This window comes from Glutamicibacter sp., assembly GCF_035257265.1.
Taxonomy (GTDB): domain Bacteria; phylum Actinomycetota; class Actinomycetes; order Actinomycetales; family Micrococcaceae; genus Glutamicibacter.
In genome coordinates, this window is the sequence record NZ_DATEXC010000050.1 from 18,917 (window position 1) to 37,099 (window position 18,183).

Genomic DNA, 18,183 nt, shown 5'->3' on the forward strand with positions numbered 1-18,183 from the left:
CGGTGAAAGGAGATCTGTACCGGGCACGGACTATATTTCTAGCGGTATCAAACCAATCAGAGGTTCCTAGCTGCGGTTGATCAGGCATTCCGAGATATAAAAATTAGGGAATCAAAATTACGGTCGTCAAGGTAGGGTTTCTGAGGGTACTGCAGTAAAGAAGGAGAGAACTTGTACACAAGGGTATTTTTCGCGTTGATGCTATCCAACGCTAGCCTGCGCATTGCAACGATGATGCTGGTGACCCTTGTACCTCTTTATGCCTTCGATTTAGGGCTTTCTCCGGTTCAAGTGGGGCTGACCTCCACACTCTATTTTGCGACTGCTGCACTGACCAGACCCGTTTCTGGCTGGCTGGTCGACTCGCGCGGCCGCTGGGTCATTATGCTGCTGGGCGTGGCGCTATTTACCGCTGCCACCGGTCTCTATCTGCTTTCGTTGCCGGTATGGCTCTTCCTTGCTTTACGCGCGGTGCAAGGTGCTGGATTCAGCCTGAACGGTACTGCGGTCTCAACCTTGGCCACCGACATCATTCCGGAAAAGAAGCTTGCCGAGGGACTCGGCATTCTCAGTCTTGAACAGACGGTGGTGACAATCTTCGCGCCGTGGCTAGCTCTGACGCTGCGAATCCACGCCGGATATGAAGTGGCCTTTGCGGTGGCGTTGGGTTGCTGCGTTCTAAACTTCCTGGTGCGCATGGCTTTGGCTAAGGAAGCCCAAGTTATTGACGCGCGGCGCCGCGCGAAGGCTGCCACGATTCCTGGACGAAATCGATCGGGTTTCCACCTGAAAAATCTGGTGGAAAAAGACTCGTGGCGTCCGGCCACCGTGATGCTGTGCTTTATGTTTGGGACTACTAGCGTGAATACTTTCTTGGCGGCCTATGCCTTGAGCCAGGGGATGGAGAATATTGGCCTGTTCTTCGTGATGAGCGGGCTCATGCTGGCAGTTTCCAGGCTTCTGATCGGAACCATGCGCAAGGTGCTCTCGCTGACTGGCATCGTGGTGGGCGGAGTCGTGCTGAACGTCGGTGCGATGCTCTGCATCTATTTTGCGGACAAACTCGGGTTGCTGCTGTTGGCAGGCGCTTTGTTTGGATTCAGTACCGGAGTGGTGAGCCCGTCAATGAACTCAATATCGGTGCTCAGCGCTCGCCCCGAAGCGCGGGGCCGGGCAAGCGCAACCTACTTTTTCGCACTCGACGTCAGTACCGCGCTCGGTGCGTGGATTTTGGGAACTATCGCAGCACTGTGGACCCTGCGTGAAGCGTTCCTCACGTCAGCGGTGGTCGTGGCCCTGTCACTAGTGCTCATCATGTGGTTGTACCGCACGGGCCGGATGCCTCGAAAAAATTCTGTCTGAGCGCTTTGGCAGAGGCATCCGGTCTGTCCGCTACCGGGGTGCGTGGACCGTAGCCCGGGCCTGCCGCAGCAACGGTTCATCCACCATCTGGCCCTCGAACGAGAAAACGCCAGGGTTTTTCTCTGCCGCAGCGAGAATCCGCTTGGCCCGCTCGATTTCCTTTTCGGTAGGCAGGAAGGCTTCACGGATGACTGGCATCTGAGTGGGGTGAATTGACGCCTTGGCGCTAAAACCTGAGGCCTTCGCATCACGGGCCTCTTCCAGTAACCCGGTGGTGTCAGGAATATCAAGATACACCGAATCGATGGCTGCCTTGCCGGCCGCGACCGAATGCAGCAGCGTCTGGGATCTTGCGAAGCTTGCCACCTCACGGTACTTTCCTTGGAAAGTGCGCGACGAGGTTCCGCCGAGCGATGCGATCAGATCTTCGGCACCCCACATCAGCGCGATGACGTTTGCTGCCGCAGCAATCTCGGCAATGTTGGTGATCCCTTTGGCAGTTTCGCAAAGGGCGAGCACTTGATAACCGGAAAGCTGTGCCGGATCCGCGGCGGACTCACATTTAGGGAGCATCACCGTGCGGTACTTTGTTTGCTGCAAGGCCACCATGTCGGAAACAAAAAACTCGGAGTCCACCGGATTGACCCGTACGATGGTGCGTTCGGGATCCAAAGTGCTGGATAACAATGCGGTTCGGGCCAGCTCCTTGTTCTCAGCAGCCACCGCGTCTTCCAAATCGATAATGACGGCATCGGATCTCTCAGCAGCTTTTCCGTAGCGTTCGGGACGGTCCGCCGGACAAAAGAGGATCGCAGGGCCAAAGGGGAAATTAGCCATGAGTGCCACCGTCGCTAGTTTCCAACGAGGCCAGGTGCGCAGCCTTGCTCCACATGAGGCAGGTTCGGGTGGCGGTAGCCACGACCACCCCATTCTGGTTGCGTCCGGTATGTTTCATCGAGACGATGCCTTGTCCGGGCCGTGACTTCGACTCACGCACCTGTGTGATTTCGGTTTGCGTATAGAGCGTATCGCCATGGAACATTGGGTGCGGAAAATTGACATCATTGAGACCCAGCTGTCCGATGATAGTGCCTTCGGTAAGCTGCGGCACGGACTGTCCAATCATGGTGCTCAAGGTCAGTAAGGAATTGACCAGTGGCTTTCCGAACGGTTGGGTAGCAGTCCAAGCCGCATCCAAATGCAGTCCCTGATTGTTCATGGTCATCGTGGTGAACTGAACATTGTCCGCCTCAGTCAGAGTACGTCCGGGCTTATGAACATAGATGGCGTCTACCTTCAGCTCGTCCAGATAAAGTCCGCGTTGTTCAATGAGTTCTGGGCCTTGGTCACTCATGCGTTCTGCTCCTGATTTATGGTTGTTTCGCGTTCAAGCTCTGCTGGTTCCACGGTAGCGACCACCTGCTTGGCTTTCACCAGATCCCCGACGGTCAGGCCACTCATGCGTACGGTGCCATCGGCCGGTGAAAGCAGCTGATGTTCCATCTTCATCGCTTCGATACTCAGGAGCAGCTGACCGGCACTGACCTGCTCGCCGTCTCTGACCTGCACCGAGATCACGGTGCCGGGCATGGGGGATTCAACGTGAGGTGAGAAAGTTCCGGACTCTTTAGCCAGGGTGACTAATTTTGCTTCGAGGATTTCCTGTCGGGTAAGTCGACGAACCGAGCCGCTCCAGCCTTCTTCGCTGAGCCATAGTGTGCCGTCAGCGGCGAATGCATGGTGGGAGGAGACTCGTACGCCATTGATTGACAACCCATTGTCGCCCAACGACTGCACAACATATTCTTCTCCGGATATATTTACGGTGCTCTGTCCTGCGGTGTGCTGCACGGAAAGTTGCAGCTGTTCACCGTTCACCTCAAAGTACTGTTGCGTGGCTAACGCAGAACCTAGACGCCATCTATCACCTTGGCCCCACGGGGAACCGGATGTTGGTCTGCGCCGGCCTTCGAGGTGAGCGGCTAGGGCCAGTTCCCGCGCGCTTGGCGTGCGGAAGGTGAACTCCTGCATTTTCCGCTCGATGAGATTTGTGTCTAAACGCCCCGCGGCCACGTCAACGTCCGCCAGTAGCAGGCGCAGATATTCGGCGTTAGTCAGCACGCCTAGCACCACGGTTTGCGACAGGGCACGGTCCAAACGGCCAAGCGCAGCACTGCGGTCTTCATCCCAGGCAATGAGCTTGGCGAGCATTGGATCGTAATGGGCGCTGACTTCCAAGCCATCGCGCAGTGAACTATCCACTCGCACATGCTCACCGGTTGGCTCGATGACCTGGAGCACCGTGCCGATTGCGGGGAGGAACCCAGCCGAAGGGTCTTCGGCGTAAAGACGTGCTTCGATTGCATGGCCCTGCAAAGAGACCTGGTGCTGTTCAAAGTCCAAGGGTTGGCCGGCAGCAATGCGAACCTGCCAATCCACTAGATCTAACTTCTGGCCATCCACACGGACTACCTGTTCGGTAACCGGGTGCTCGACCTGGAGCCGGGTGTTCATTTCCATGAAGAAAAATTCTTCAGGGTTCTCATCACTAACCAAGAACTCCACGGTTCCGGCCCCGACGTAATCTACCGAGGCCGCCGCGGCGACAGCAGCCGCTCCGATGCGTTCGCGGATCTGCGCCCCATGTTCGAGATTTTCCAGCAATGGTGCTGGAGCTTCCTCGATGACCTTCTGGTGGCGCCGCTGCAAGGAGCATTCGCGTTCGCCCAGATGTACGGTGTGACCGAACTGATCAGCTAGCACCTGCACCTCTATATGCCGTGGGTTGCGCACCAGACGTTCTAAGAACAAGGTGTCATCTCCAAAGGCACTACGTGCGGTACGCCGGGCACTAGCTAAGGCTTCGGGAAGCTGCTCCGGTGTTTCTACGGCGAACATTCCCTTGCCGCCGCCTCCTGCCGAGGGCTTGATGAGCAACGGAAAACCGACTTGTCCGGCCGCGGCCAACAGCTGTTCATCGCTCAGCCCAGGCTCGGCAATGCCGGGCACCACGGGCACCTGGTGAGCGACAACGTGGTTCTTGGAACGGATCTTATCGCCCATGAGATTAATCGATTTCACCGAAGGGCCAATGAATTTGACCCCGGCCTCTTCCAAGGCTCGGGCAAAGTCCACGTTTTCGGAGAGGAAACCATATCCGGGGTGGACCGCTTGGGCTCCGGTGTCCTTGCATGCTTTGAGTATCGCGTCGATGTTCAGGTAGCTTTGATTGGCTGGACCGGGTCCAATTCGTACTGCTGTATCCGCTTCGCTTACGTGCAGTGCCCCGGCATCAGCGTCCGAATACACGGCGACCGAGCAGATGCCCAGGGTTCGTAGACTACGGATGATGCGCACGGCGATTTCGCCGCGGTTGGCGACGAGCACCGTGTCAAAAAGTTCAGTGTTCATGGTTGTCTCCTCGCATTACATCCGGAATAGACCGAAGGAAGTCTCCGGTAATGGCTGGCGGGCGCATACTTCAAGAGCAAGTCCTAGTACACGGCGGGTATCGGCTGGGTCGATGACGCCGTCGTCCCAAAGTCTTGCGGTGGAGTAATAGGGGTTTCCTTGATTTTCGTATTGTTCTCGGATGGGGGCTTTGAAAGATTCCTCTTCTTCCGCGCTCCAAGTGCCGCCCGAGGCTTCGATGCCGTCGCGTTTCACCGTAGAAAGCACCGAAGAAGCCTGGTTGCCACCCATGACGGAGATGCGAGCACCTGGCCACATCCATAAGAAGCGCGGGCTGTAAGCGCGTCCGCACATCGAATAGTTACCGGCACCGAAGGAACCACCGATGACCACGGTTAGCTTAGGGACGCGTGCGGTGGCTACCGCGGTGACCATCTTCGCACCGTGCTTGGCGATGCCGTCTGCTTCGTAGTCACGGCCCACCATGAAACCGGCGAGGTTCTGCAGGAAGAGCAGCGGGATGCCACGCTGGTCGCATAGCTCGATGAAGTGCGCGCCTTTCATCGCTGACTCGGAGAACAGCACGCCGTTATTGGCGATGACGCCTACCTGGTGCCCGTGGATATGTGCGAAACCGGTCACCAGCGTGGTTCCGTAGTCAGCCTTGAATTCGTGGAATTCACTGCCGTCAACTAACCGTGTGATGACTTCCCGGACATCGTAGGGCGCATTGACGTCTACCGGCACAATGCCTGGAAGTTCACTGGCTGGGTAGAGCGGTTCGGCAACTTGTTGGGCGATGTGCCAGGCCGGGGTGGGGTTATCAGGGAGGGTTGAAATGATGTCACGGATGATCATCAGCGCGTGTTCATCGTTTTCGGCTAGGTGATCCACCACTCCGGAGGTTTTGGCGTGCAGATCTCCGCCACCGAGTTCCTCCGCAGTGACTATTTCACCGATAGCTGCTTTCACCAGCGGTGGGCCGCCTAAGAAGATAGTTCCTTGATTGCGGACGATAACCGTTTCATCGCTCATTGCCGGAACGTAAGCGCCGCCGGCGGTGCAGGAGCCCAAGACTGCGGCGAGCTGAGGGATCTTTTTAGCTGATAGGTTCGCTTGGTTGAAGAAGATTCGCCCGAAGTGGTCGCGGTCTGGGAAGACCTCATCCTGCATTGGCAAAAATGCTCCGCCCGAGTCGACGAGGTAAACGCAGGGCAGAGAATTTTCTAGTGCAATTTCTTGCGCGCGCAAATGCTTTTTGACAGTCATCGGGAAGTAGGTTCCGCCCTTGACCGTCGCATCATTGGCAATGACCAGAACGTGGCGTCCGTGAACCATGCCAATTCCGGCGATTACCCCAGCGCCGGGGCTGGCCCCGCCATACATGCCCTCTGCCGCAAGCGGGGCGATTTCCAGGAAAGGCGAGCCCTCATCGAGCAGCTGATTCACGCGGTCGCGCGGCAGAAGCTTGCCGCGGTCCAGATGCCGTTGACGCGACTTTTCGGATCCACCACGCGCGGCGGTCTCTAGCCGCTGATGCAGTTCTTCAGTCAGCGCGGTGTATTGCTTCGCGTTTTGCTGGTATTTTTCCGAGGAAGTATCGAGCTGTGAGGGCAGGGTCTTCACTGGTGCTCCTTAGTTGACGGTCTGCGTGGCAGGTTGCGCGGTGGGCTCGCTAGGCAGCTTTTGTGCGCTCGGCAGCGGGGTGTTCGAAGGTTTGAACGTTTCGGGGACGGCCAGAATTCTATAGGCCATGGCAACAAAATTTAGTTGCACTTGATCCAGAGAAAGCCGGCCGTGGGGGCGGTACCAATGGGCTACGCCGGTACCCATTTCCATGACCGCGAGCCTGGCCATGGTGAGATCAGCGGTGTTAAATTCGCCGGTCTTCTCACCTTCGCTCAGTACGGTGGTGAAGAGGGCTTCATACTCGTCGCGTAGTTGTTGCATTTCGTCGCGGGCCACCGGGGTCAGAGCCCGCATTTCGTATTCGGCTACCCGTGCGGTCTGTGGGTTAGTCGCGGTGAAAGCGACGTGGAAGGCGATGAGCTGGGCGAGCTGAAGTGTTGGCGTTTGGGCGGTGCTCAGTGCCTCACGTCCGCCGTTGATCATGGCTTTGAGGCAATCGCTGATGATGCGGACCAAGAGATCGTGTTTGCTGCCAACGTAGTGGTAGAGGGTTGCCGAATTGATGCCAGCTGCGGTTCCAAGTTCACGGATTCCGGTGGCTGCGAAGCCTTGTTGGGCAAAGCGTGCGACTGCAGCGCGCTGCACCTGATCAATGTCCATCGGTCAGTGCCACTTCCTCAAAACTTGCGTCTATCAATCGATTGATTGATTTTCATTACAGTCGTAAATGTGATCTGTGTCAATGCTTGGGCTTCAATGAGCCGAGATTAACTGTTTTCTTCGGTAGACTCCCACGGGAGAGTCAATTAGGAGTCCTTCCATATAATTCTGCGGATCTGGGGTGTTTGTTGAGCGTCGAACAGGTTTCGCCTATTAACCGCCGAGCACGCGCGGCAGTGGCCGCGCTCTTTCTCACCAACGGGGCACTTTTCGCCAATATGGCGCCGCGACTTCCCGAGCTGAAAAGCGAATTTGAGCTGGGGGAGGCAAGCTACGGCTTCTTGGTCACCGCATGGCCTATCGGCGCACTGATTGCCGGGCTTGCCGCAGGCAGGCTCATTCGACGTTTCGGCTCTGCGCTCGTGGCGGTCGTGGGAACAATGATTACCGGGTTGGCATTGCTCGGGGCAGGAAACGCACCCAGCTTGTCCCTGCTCGCCGGAGCATTCCTACTCGGCGGAGCCATGGATGCCATTACCGATGTGGCACAGAATTCGCATGGACTGCTAGTCCAACGGCGTTATGGCCGTTCGATTCTGAACTCATTTCACGCCTTCTGGTCCGTGGGTGCCGTCTTAGGCGGTCTCATGGCGGCCGGAGCCATGGCACTGAAAATCTCGTTGAGTGTGCACTTTGGAATTTCATTCCTCGTCTTTGCCGCGGTGGCGCTGATTGCGCTGAGGTTTTGCCTGACGGAGGTGTCTGCAATGAGCGGCGCCGAAGAAGTCGCCGTGCCGGACAATGCGCCTGGCAGCTCTGCTCCCGTGACCCAGCGGCAAAATCACACAGTGTGGATCATGACGGCTTTGGTGCTGATTTCAACGGCCGGAGTCATGGTTGAGGACGCTGGAAATTCGTGGGCGGCACTGTATCTCGCCGACTCACTGGGAACTCCGGCGGCTTTTGCCGCGCTCGGTTACATTTCTCTGGTGGGTGCACAATTTGTGGGTCGCATCCTCGGCGATGGAATGGTTAACCGGCTGGGCCAGCGGCTCGTTGCGCAAATTGGCGCGCTATGTGTAGTGCTCGGCATGGGCCTTGCGCTGGCTTTTCCCTCGGTACCAGGAGGCATTCTCGGCTTTGCTGCTGCTGGATTTGGCGTGGCGACCTTGGTGCCCGCCCCCATGGAGCACGCAGACAGGCTGCCGGGGCTGCAGCCCGGAACCGGGCTGAGCGTGGTGTCGTGGTTGATGCGTCTAGGTTTCCTTGGATCGCCGCCCTTGGTTGGTCTCATCGCGGAGAACTGGGGGCTGCGTACCGGGCTGCTTTTGGTGCCACTGGTCGGGGTGATCGTTTTGGTATGTTCACCAGTGCTGCGGACGAAAGAGCTGCGCCAGCCGATGTAGTCCTAATCCACAGTTCCCAGCCCCCGGCGAAGGCCCTGTCTAGCTGTCGTTCTGCGAGCAGAGTGCACCGCGATTGGCTCGCGGTCAACTGTATTGCCTCAGAAATCCGCGGCTTAGCAGAACAAGTGAAGGCAGGGTCCCGTGTGCGGGATCCTGCCTTCACTTGGATGAGAATTCGTTACATGTTTACATGAAACCGGTTGGCACCAGCAAGGCCCAAGCCAGTGCGGGTGCGACCAGCACTACGGCGCCTGCGTACATCATCAGCTGGCGGTAGATGCGCTGACGGTGAATTTCCTTCACGTTGGCAACAACCAGGGCGCCAGCGGTGGAGAAGGGCGAGACATCCACGACGGTTGCCGCGATGGCGATGGCAGCGACCGTGCCGGTGGCACTGAGCGAACTGACAGATAGCAGCGGTCCGGCGAGCGGGATGAAAGCGGCCAACAGGGCGGTGGAGGAGGCGAAAGCCGAACCAACGCCAATGACGTAGCACAGCACCAGGGCGATCAGTATCGGTGCGCCCAAAGCCAGGGCCTTGTGAGCCAGGGTGTCGATGACGCCAACGTGCGTGAGCAGTGAGACATAGGTGATCATGCCGGCTACGAGCAGGACCGTTGACCAAGAGATCCCGGCGACAAATTTATGCTGATCCTTGATGTTCAGCAGCGCCAGCAGCAGGCCGGCGCTCAGGGCGACGAAGCCGATCGGCAATCCGAAGCCCAGCGCGCATACGAGCATCGCTCCAATCAACAGCAACGTGTAGATTTGCTGGCCACGTGGGCGAGTGCTGCGGGTATCGTCAAGGTCGGTGTGTGCCACGCCGTCACCTTCGCGTATCTTGCCGAGCAAGGCGAACACCGCAACGGTTAATACCGAGAGAATCAAGTTGATCACGAAGCTGGCGACAAAGAGTGCGATAGGAGAGATGGGGAACCCATTTTCCAGCGCAATATCGTGCACCAAAACCCCGGAAACGGACAGCGGCGAAAAGCCGCCGGCATGAGCGCCGTTGATGATGAAGGCGCCCATGAGCAGCGGGTTGATCCGCGACTCGTAGGCGAAGCCGATGGCGGCCGGGGCCAGCAACGCGACCGCTGCGGGGGAGAAGGTGCCCAGCGAGGTCAGCGCAGCGGCGACGAGGAAGAACACCCACGGCAGCAGCATTGTCTTGCCACGCACCAGCAGCACGCAGTTGCGCACGATGATGTCGATGGTCCCGTTGTGCTGGGCCATGCTGAAGAAGTAGGTGACGCCGATGATGGTCAGCACGATGCTTGCAGGGAAATCAGCGAGGATTTCCTTGTCGCTCATGCCGAGCATGAAGTAGCCGATGCCAAAGGCAGCCACCAGACCCATCACGCCGATATTTACCGGCCACTTGGTGGCGACGATGAACATCAGCACCAGAACTACCAGCGGGATGATCTGTTCCGGAGTCATCGTGGTTGCCGGGTCCGAACTGGTGGATGAACTCAAGAGGCCAGGACCGACCAGGGCGGCCAGCAGACCGAGGAAGGCGATCGTGGCAATGATAATCACCGTGGTGCGGCGGCTGCGCCGCGGCTTCACGGTATGAAAGCTGATCTCGTCGTTATCCGTCGATGGACGAGACTCAGAGGCTGTTTTTGTCATGGTTCGTCTCCTCAGTAACTAGCACTTGCAAGCGAGTCTTCGGCGGCGTTGCCGAGGGTCTCGGGGAGGTGGATGATAGAACTGGCGATGCTGCGGGCGGTGCGGTCGACGCCGATGGTCATTGATCCGTCGCGTTCTTCGCTCCAGGTTTCGATGACTCCCGCAGGGGTGCGCAGGCGCAGCACGGAACTGTGGATCCCTGAGGTGATGCTGTGCAGCACCGTTCCCGGGGTCCGAGTGCCCAGGGTCAGCGCGATGCTGCCGGTGATCGCCAAGGCGGGGTGGGGCTTGCCCATGGAGAGCATCATGACGTTCACGTCGCATTCCCGGCCATCCGCCGCGGCGGCAATGGCCACCTTGGGAATGGCTCGTGCAGCTTGCTCGGTAGTAGCCGCTAGGCCCATCCGCACGGCTGCTTCGCGGCGGATCTTTTCCAAGGTGCCCAGCTGCATTTCGACAGTGCTGGTCCAGGAGTCAAACTGCCCGGCATCCAGACCGAGGTCTTCGGCACGGATCACAACGACAGGTGCTCCCGCATCCACCATGGAAACGGTCCAGCTTCTACCGTCCACGGTCAGCGAATCCGCGGTGTTGCCGGTGGGCAGCAGGCTTCCGGTGGTCATTCCCGCTGGATCCCGGAAACCAAGTCCGACCTTGAAACCGGCAGATGCAACGCCAGGCATCTGAGCCCGCGGAACGATGGGCAATGCGCCCCCGGGGGTGTCTACCCGCTGAATGATGATCTGATTGGTGTTCGTGTTGCGCGTGGTGATTTCGGTGATGTCTCCGTGAGGAGCCACCCAGCCATTCTCGATGGCGTAAAGCCCGACAACCGCGGAGCAGTTTCCGCAGTTGCTGCCCCAGTCCACGGTGGCCTCTTCGATGCCAACCTGGGCGAAGGTGAACTCCACATCGATATCCGGATCAGCGGATCGGTGCAGGATCACGGCTTTGCTGGTTGTCGAGGTTGCCCCGCCGACACCGTCAATCTGCCGTTTATCCGGGCTGCCGAATAGCCGCGGTAGCAGCTCGTCTAGGCTTATTGTAGTCAAGTCCAAGTGATCGGATTCAAAGACCCAGCACTTGCTGGTGCCTCCGCGCATCCATTCGGCTTGTATGTTCATCTTCATTCCTAGATCTCGTTGTGCCGCGTGCAAAATCCCGGTCACTTGGTCCGAATTTTTGATGATCCGGCTTCCAAAAAACAATAATCCAGATCACAAATGAAGACCATGTACTGCTCGTGGAGGGGGTATGTAGTTTCACTTAATTTGCCTAGAATCCGCGTCCATGACGTTGCAATTGCGCGTTTGGGCGAATGCGTGGCAGGTGAATATCGAGTCTCGCGACCAGAGGTTTTAGAGAATGAACCAAAAGCACAATTCATTGAAGTGCTGCTTATGCCTACGCCGGGTTTCGACGGAAAAAAATTTGTCACAGTGGGAGACAGTGGGCTTGTCTCGCCGCCTTGCGCGTGTCGAAGTCCGTGGCTGAAGCCATAGCGATTTTTCGATAGAGCATACAAATCAGGTCGATAGGAGACTTGTTTGGGGCAGCTACATGGCCAAGAAGAGGAGCTCGCGAGCTCTGAAATAAAGAAAACTGAGCGATTGTGTGAGGACCGAATGGGTCAACGAGATTTGTTCTCTGAACGCCATGCGCCTGTCGACAGGCACCGTTTTCCGAGATTGCCACCGCCGGTTCTGCACGCATCGAGTACTCCTGCTGGCAGTGGATCCTAGGCGGTACGAGAATATTTAAGGACCTGAACGCCCGCAAGCATGTTTTGGGTTGGAACGATGACGCTGGTTCGGTTGGCCCCGGAGACTAGGTGTCGGTTGTCCAGCATCGCAGATAGCCTTGGTTGGCTTTGTTCCACGTTCGGATTGAGCAGGCCTCGAAAGTGCGGGGGCTGTATGAAGGTGCAAGAAGGAACCAGATCCGAGCCTGCAGCATTCCGGAGCCGGAGTGATGCTCGGAGTTTTGGCTGGCCGCGATGCTGGCATTGCCCCTTCGACTCGCGCATAGCCCGCGTTAAATGAAATTCGTCCGTTCGCCCAATAATCTTTAGCTGACTAGGAGGTATCGGGAAAATTGCACTATAGAACCAGCTGCAGAATTCGGTAACGTCATGTGGCATGTGGCATGTGGCTACAAATTCCACATTTCCAGCCTAGGGCGCGCAGCCAGCTACCGAGCAGGGCAGGGCTTAACTAGATTCGGAATTATGTCCGGCCCGTGAGGGTGGAGGGATCCTTCAGAAGTAGAACACGTGAACGCCATGGCGGTGGATCACGATGCGGCTGTACGATGTGTGATCCTCGCTCTTCGTCAAAGGCATCGCATATTCTCCGCAGCGCAGTTCCATCGCGCACCGCCGAAAGCCCCGCGACCACAAGGCAGCCGGCGTCTGCTTAGTAGTACACCGCCAGGGGACCGTTCGGTCCGTCGATCACCTGCACCGGGGTCTCGAAAACTTCGCTAAGGATCTCGTCGTTCATAATGCGTTCCGGGGTTCCGAACTGGACGACCTTGCCGTGCTTCATCGCGCAAATGTAGTCGGAGTAGTGACCGGCGAAGTTAATATCGTGCAACACGATCACGATGGTCCGGTTGAGTTCCTGTGCCGCACGCTTGAGGTGCCGCATCATCAGCACCGAGTGCTTCATGTCCAGGTTGTTCAGAGGCTCATCGAGCAGTACCGTCTCGGTATCCTGAGCCAGCACCATAGCGACGTAAGCGCGCTGACGCTGGCCGCCGGAAAGCTGGTCCAGGTAGCGGCCTTCGAGTTCTGCCAGATCCAGGAAGTCGATAGACCGCGAGATGATCTCTTCATCCGTGGTCGTCAAGCGTCCCTTGGAATGCGGGAAGCGGCCAAAGGCTACGAGCTGGCGTACCGTGAGCCGGGTGACGAAGTGGTTTTCCTGGCGCAGGATCGAAACGATCTTGGCAAGGTCCTTCGATGCGGTAGAGGTGACGTCATAGCCGGCGACTTCGATGGTGCCTGAATCGATCCCCAGCAGGCGGCCGACCATGGTGAGCATGGTGGACTTGCCGGCACCGTTGGGGCCCACCAGTGCGGTGATACCGCCGGTAGGGATTTCGAGAGTGACCGGCCCTATGGTCACCTCCGAGCTGTATTTTTTGTGTACTTCTTTGAGGGTAATCACAGCCGGCCCTTTCGCAGGATGAAGATCAAGAAGGTTATGCCGCCCACGGCTTCAATGATGATGCTCACCGCGCCTTGGGCATAGAAGATGTTTTTCATGACGAAGTACGCACCGGAGAGCACCACAAAACCGGTGAGGAACGCGACGGGGAAGACAAAACGGTGGTCGTAGGTATCTGCTAGCTGATAGGCAAGGGTTGCCACCAGGAAGCCGAGGAAGGTCATCGGACCAACCAGGGCGGTGGATACGGCCATCAAGATGGATACGAAAAACAAGGTGCGCATTACCTCGGTGCGGTGATTGATACCAAGGTTCACGGTGGTATCGCGGCCCAAGGCCACGATATTCATTTTCCGGGAGTTTGAAATCAGGAAGAACCCGGCAATGAGGATCAGCGGGATGGCTACCGGCATGTAGCTCATATCCGCGTTGTTCATGGAGCCAAACAGCTTCGCGGTGAGAATATCGAATTCGCTGGGGCTCAGCATGCGCTGCATAAACGTAGATATCGAGCCGAGGCCCGCACCTAGAATGATGCCGACGAGCAGCATGATCTGGATATTGCCCAGTTTTCCGGACAATAACCAGCCATAGAGCAGGCAGGCGAGAACTACCATGATGGCCACCTGCAAGGTGAACTTCCAGATCCCCTGCAACGCCACGACGCCAGCGGCGCCCATGAAGAATACCGAGGCGGTTTGCACCGCGATATACAGGGATTCGAAGCCCATAATCGACGGGGTGATGATGCGGTTATTTGTCACCGTCTGAAAGGACACCGTCGCGACCGCCTGACAGAACGCGACGATAGCCATGGTCAAAATGCTGCTACCGCGCATCTGGGCGATCAGCCAGAATCCGTCCGAGCCAACCGGCATCGGGTTATCCCAGGCCAGCAACCCGAAGGCGAAGCTAAGCGCGAGGGCCAACATAATGGAGAAGACTACCCAGTAGCGGGTGCGGGTCTTCCTGGTGGGTAATGCTCCCGAGGCGCGATTGAACAGCGACTTCCCGGGAAGCTTAGGTGTGGTGCGTGGGGGTGCCATGAGATTAGCCAAGTTTGCGCTGCCTTAGGAGCAGGGTAATGAAGACTGCCGCGCCGAGTACGCCTAGGATCAACGAAACCGGAACCTCAAAAGGCATGATGATGGTTCGGCCAATCAGGTCACAGACGGTGGTGATAGCAATGCCCAACAGGCATACCCACGGCAGGTTACTACGCAGGTCATCACCGCGGAACATTGAGACGATGTTGGGCACGATTAGTCCTAGGAACGGCAGGTTTCCGATGACCACGGTGACCACGCCGGTCGCGATAGCGATCAAGCCGGTACCCAACAGCATCACCTGACGGTAGTTCAACCCCACGTTGGTGGCGATCTCTTCGCCTAGACCGGCCACGGTGAAGCGGTCCGCCACGATGAAGATCGCGATGGCCACGATTGCCACAATCCACAACACCTCGTACTGCCCACGAATCACCGAGGTGAAGGAACCGGCAAACCAGATGCCCAAGGACTGGAGCATGTCGGTCTGCAACGCGATAAAGGAAGAGAAGGCGCCCACCACGGCGCCAAGCATAATTCCCACAATCGGCACGGTCAGCGAAGCCTTCAGTGAGACGCGCTGCAAGAAGAGGAAGAACACCATGGTGCCGATGAACGCGAAGATAATCGCCACGGTCATCTTCGCCAGCAGCGAGGCTTCTGGGTTGATGATCAGCACGGTCAGCAAGCCCAGACCGGCCCACTCGGTGGTTCCGGTGGTGGTGGGTTCTACGAAGCGGTTCTGGGTGAGCAGCTGCATCACCAGCCCGCTCATTGCCATCGCAGCCCCGGCGAGGACTAGGGCGATGGTGCGCGGAATGCGGGTTATGGCGAACATCGCTGTTCCGTCATCGGTGCCGAAGATGTCATAAACACCGGTGAACAGGGAAAAACCCAAGAGCACTAGGACGCCGAGAATTCCAAGCAGTAGCTTGGGCTCCAGGAGCCTGCCTTTGGGTTTGACCGCGGGGGTCGTAGTCGTCATGATGCCGCCATATATGTGGTGTGTGGTGGATACGGCTACGTGGCGCAGCCGGTGATCGGCTGCGCCACGTAGACGCTAGTTAGCGCGGGAATTACTTGGATTCCAGCGCATCTGCAAAGTCATTGAAGAACTCGGTGTAGGTCTGGATGCCTTCGTTGGTGTAGGTATCGGCCGGCATCACAATGATGTTGCCTTCCTTTGAAGCGGTGACGTTAGCCAGCGCTTCGGACTTCTTGAGCAGATCTGCGGCTGGAGTATAGCCTGATTCGTCTGCTGCGACTGCGCCGTCACGGTCAAGCACCAGCATCCAGTCTGGGTTCGAGCCTGCGATAGCTTCCACAGAGATGTCATCACCCTCGTGGTCGGTGGAGGCGTCGTCGACAACCAGTGCTGGGGTCAGTCCAAGAATGTCGAAGGCTGGGCCGACACTGCGTCCGCTGCCCGGTGCCGAGTAGTTGATCTCGCCGCCCGAGGTGATCAAGCCCATGACCTTGTCGTCCTTGTTGTAGGCAGCCTTGGCGCGCGCTACCGACTTGTCGAAGTCATCGTTCAGTGCCTTGGCTTCTGCCTGCTTGCCGAAGATTTCTCCGAGCACCGTGGTCTGGCGCTTGAGCTCTTGGTCGAAAGGCTCGCCTTCGCGTGGGTCAAGATTCACGATAGTGGCCTCGGGAGCCAGCTTGGAAATCTTCTCTGCGTGCTGGGTGAAGCGCTGACCGTTGATGATCAGATCTGGAGCTACCTCAACGATTGCTTCGAGGTTCGGCTCGCGGTGGCTGCCAAGATCAACGACCTTTTCATCCTTCGCATAGCTGATGGTGTCTGGCATCAGTGCGACCGCGCCGGCGGTGAGCTTGATGTCCCAGGCTTCCAGAGTTTCAAAGGTGCGGTTGTCGGTAGCGACTACCGACTTCGCGGGGGTGTTGATGGTGTGTTCGCCGTTGTTGTCGGTGAACGTCACTGAAGAGCTGGAAGCTGGGGCAGACTCGGCCGGAGCCGCGGTGTTTGAACCGCAAGCGGTCAAGGTCAGTGCTGCTACGCCAAGCAGAGCTGCGGCGCGAAGTTTCATGGAGGCCATGTCGTCCTTCGTGGAGAAGCGGCCTCGAATGGCCGCGCAAGTGGATGAGCTAGTAATTAGCCTAGCCTAAGCTGACCTAAATCCAATAAGCCAAAGTGGTGTTACCTAGTTCACTAATTGTCAGGTAAGGGTGCGGAAAGCACGTTTCGCCGGCATATTTCCGCGTTTAGTTAGGCGAGGCAAGCTATTTCCAGGGGCTATATAGTGAACTGAAGCGTTGTCCAATTATTTTGTACGTCCCGGCAGCGCCTGGCCGGTGAGCGTCATTTAAGGTCACGAATTCTCTGGAGCACATTTTCGACTGCCTGCCTTGGCGGTACACTGCGTCAATGAACGATTCTCTGGACGCGGCCAGTTGGCCGGTACGCACCGCGCGACTGAATTTGCGTCGACTCGAAGCCGAAGACGCTCAGGCAACCTGGGAATACCAGAAGCTGCCCGAGGTGGAGCGTTGGATCACCTCCGGTGCGCAAACTTTTGACGAATATCTTGGTCAATTCATGCTCGCCAAACGGTACGCGCATGACATGGCAGTTGAGCTGAACCAAGCAAATGGGGAATCACGACTGATTGGGACAGTGATGCTCAAGGTGCAAGATGGCTGGGGGCAAACCGAAATTGCCGACGAGGCGCGAGCAGTTGAAGCCGAAATAGGCTGGAGCTTTGATCCCAGCTACGGCGGTCAAGGGTATGCCAGCGAAGCGGTGCGTTCCGTAGTGGATCTATGCTTTGGGCCGTTGGGCCTACGACGAGTCGTCGCCGAATGCTTTGCGGCTAATGAACCATCGTGGCGTTTGATGGAACGCATCGGTATGCGGCGTGAGGGTTATTCGGTGCGTAGTGGTTTGCACCGCGACGGGCAATGGCTAGACGGAATGACTTACGCGGTTCTCGCCGATGAATGGCCCGCCAAAGAGTGAAGCCCCTAACGCGGATCGCGTCAGGGGCAACTTGTCATCACTCGCACCTTCAAGAGGTACTTACGACTCTAGGTACTCACTCTGAGAATAAGCTGGGTTTCGCCTTGGAGTTGGCTACAGCTTAGCCTCGGTGAGGTTTCAGGCGTGCACGGTGCGTGCGGCCTGAGATAGCGGCCAGCCGGTAATCTTTTTGGGCCTCGGAGTGGCGTAGGTGCGCACCTTCGAGGTGCTCAGCCCCATGCGCACCAGTGACTCGGCAATGGTCACCGCGGCGCGAACTCCGTCGACAATTGGCACGCCGGTTGCTTCACTGACTCTTGCCTCCAGCTCTGCCATGCCTCCGCACCCAAGGCAGATGACCTCGGCCTTATCGTTTTCTACCGCTTGGCGTGACTGCTCAACAATTGCGGCGACGGCGCGCTCTGGATCCGATTCAAGTTCCAGGACCCCCAACCCGCTGGCGCGCACCGAGGCGAGCCGATCGGTCAGCCCCGCAAGCTTCAGACGGTCTTCAATCAGGGGAACCGTGCGGTCCAAGGTGGTCACCACCGAATACTTGTGGCCCAGGAATTGCGCGGTGGATGCGGCGGCCTCGGTGATATCAACGACCGGAACGTCAAGCAGTTCTTGGAGGCCCTCGCGGCCGTGCTCGCCGTAGCCGGCTTGGATCACCGCGTCGTACTCGCCGGGATAATTGAGGACCTTATCCATGACCGCAATGGCCGCAAGGTAGCTTTCGAAGTTTCCCTCGCAGGAGTCGGCCCCAAAATCCGGGGTTAATTCGATGATTTCGGTTCCTGGCGAGGCGACCTTGCGGGCCGATTCGCCGATTGCGTGAGTCATCGAAGCGGTGGTGTTGACGTTGACAACAAGAATGCGCATTG

Annotated in this window: 15 protein-coding genes; 3 read left to right on the forward strand and 12 right to left on the reverse strand. The window is 57.7% G+C overall.

Annotated elements, in window-relative coordinates:
- Positions 1–171: 171 nt before the first annotated feature.
- Positions 172–1,362 (forward strand): MFS transporter, encoded by a 1,191-nt coding sequence (locus VJ369_RS13120; protein WP_324092515.1) that lies wholly within the window; start codon positions 172–174, stop codon positions 1,360–1,362.
- A gap of 30 nt (positions 1,363–1,392) precedes the next feature.
- On the opposite strand, the gene VJ369_RS13125 is transcribed toward VJ369_RS13120, so the two are convergent.
- From VJ369_RS13125 to VJ369_RS13145, 5 genes are read right to left on the reverse strand one after another with little or no spacing between them, the layout of a single operon-like run.
- Complete coding sequence (locus tag VJ369_RS13125; protein ID WP_324092516.1) at positions 1,393–2,199, reverse strand: CoA ester lyase; 807 nt, start codon at positions 2,197–2,199, stop codon at positions 1,393–1,395.
- Complete coding sequence (locus tag VJ369_RS13130) at positions 2,192–2,716, reverse strand: MaoC family dehydratase (RefSeq protein WP_324092517.1); 525 nt, start codon at positions 2,714–2,716, stop codon at positions 2,192–2,194. Before VJ369_RS13130 ends, VJ369_RS13125 begins: the two co-directional genes overlap by 8 nt.
- A complete protein-coding gene (locus tag VJ369_RS13135) occupies positions 2,713–4,773 on the reverse strand; it encodes a biotin carboxylase N-terminal domain-containing protein (RefSeq protein WP_324092518.1) in 2,061 nt (686 codons plus the stop codon). Before VJ369_RS13135 ends, VJ369_RS13130 begins: the two co-directional genes overlap by 4 nt.
- Before the next feature lie 15 nt (positions 4,774–4,788).
- On the reverse strand, positions 4,789–6,399 hold the full coding sequence (locus tag VJ369_RS13140) for a carboxyl transferase domain-containing protein (RefSeq protein ID WP_324092519.1): 1,611 nt from the start codon (positions 6,397–6,399) through the stop codon (positions 4,789–4,791).
- Positions 6,400–6,408: 9 nt separating this feature from the next.
- Positions 6,409–7,062 carry a TetR/AcrR family transcriptional regulator gene (locus tag VJ369_RS13145; RefSeq protein ID WP_324092520.1) on the reverse strand — a complete coding sequence of 218 codons (654 nt, stop codon included), beginning with the start codon at positions 7,060–7,062 and terminating at the stop codon, positions 6,409–6,411.
- A 188-nt stretch (positions 7,063–7,250) separates the two neighbouring features.
- Between VJ369_RS13145 and VJ369_RS13150 the strand changes: the two genes are divergently transcribed.
- On the forward strand, positions 7,251–8,468 hold the full coding sequence (locus VJ369_RS13150) for an MFS transporter (RefSeq protein WP_324092521.1): 1,218 nt from the start codon (positions 7,251–7,253) through the stop codon (positions 8,466–8,468).
- A gap of 186 nt (positions 8,469–8,654) precedes the next feature.
- On the opposite strand, the gene VJ369_RS13155 is transcribed toward VJ369_RS13150, so the two are convergent.
- The 6 genes from VJ369_RS13155 to VJ369_RS13180 all read right to left on the reverse strand — a co-directional run bounded on the left by VJ369_RS13155 (position 8,655) and on the right by VJ369_RS13180 (position 16,379).
- Positions 8,655–10,103: an SLC13 family permease gene (locus VJ369_RS13155; RefSeq protein WP_324092522.1), complete on the reverse strand. Its 1,449-nt coding sequence runs from the start codon at positions 10,101–10,103 to the stop codon at positions 8,655–8,657.
- 11 nt (positions 10,104–10,114) lie between these two features.
- Positions 10,115–11,227 carry a PrpF domain-containing protein gene (locus VJ369_RS13160; RefSeq protein ID WP_324092523.1) on the reverse strand — a complete coding sequence of 371 codons (1,113 nt, stop codon included), beginning with the start codon at positions 11,225–11,227 and terminating at the stop codon, positions 10,115–10,117.
- A gap of 1,290 nt (positions 11,228–12,517) precedes the next feature.
- The gene (locus VJ369_RS13165) at positions 12,518–13,273 is read right to left on the reverse strand and encodes an ABC transporter ATP-binding protein (RefSeq protein ID WP_324092524.1); all 756 of its coding nucleotides are present in this window, start codon (positions 13,271–13,273) and stop codon (positions 12,518–12,520) included.
- Complete coding sequence (locus tag VJ369_RS13170) at positions 13,270–14,319, reverse strand: iron chelate uptake ABC transporter family permease subunit (protein ID WP_324092525.1); 1,050 nt, start codon at positions 14,317–14,319, stop codon at positions 13,270–13,272. The genes VJ369_RS13165 and VJ369_RS13170 overlap by 4 nt, the downstream gene beginning before the upstream one ends.
- A gap of 4 nt (positions 14,320–14,323) precedes the next feature.
- Positions 14,324–15,304 carry an ABC transporter permease gene (locus tag VJ369_RS13175; RefSeq protein WP_324092526.1) on the reverse strand — a complete coding sequence of 327 codons (981 nt, stop codon included), beginning with the start codon at positions 15,302–15,304 and terminating at the stop codon, positions 14,324–14,326.
- 91 nt (positions 15,305–15,395) lie between these two features.
- Entirely contained in the window at positions 15,396–16,379 is a 984-nt protein-coding gene (locus VJ369_RS13180; RefSeq protein ID WP_324092527.1) for a siderophore ABC transporter substrate-binding protein, read from the reverse strand.
- A gap of 329 nt (positions 16,380–16,708) precedes the next feature.
- Here VJ369_RS13180 and VJ369_RS13185 point away from each other — a divergent pair, with 329 nt between their 5' ends.
- Positions 16,709–17,299, forward strand: coding sequence for a GNAT family protein (locus VJ369_RS13185; RefSeq protein WP_324092528.1), 591 nt, complete (start codon positions 16,709–16,711; stop codon positions 17,297–17,299).
- Between the two features lie 138 nt (positions 17,300–17,437).
- Here VJ369_RS13185 and VJ369_RS13190 read toward each other — a convergent pair whose 3' ends face one another.
- Positions 17,438–18,181, reverse strand: coding sequence for an aspartate/glutamate racemase family protein (locus VJ369_RS13190; RefSeq protein ID WP_324092529.1), 744 nt, complete (start codon positions 18,179–18,181; stop codon positions 17,438–17,440).
- Positions 18,182–18,183: the final 2 nt, after the last annotated feature.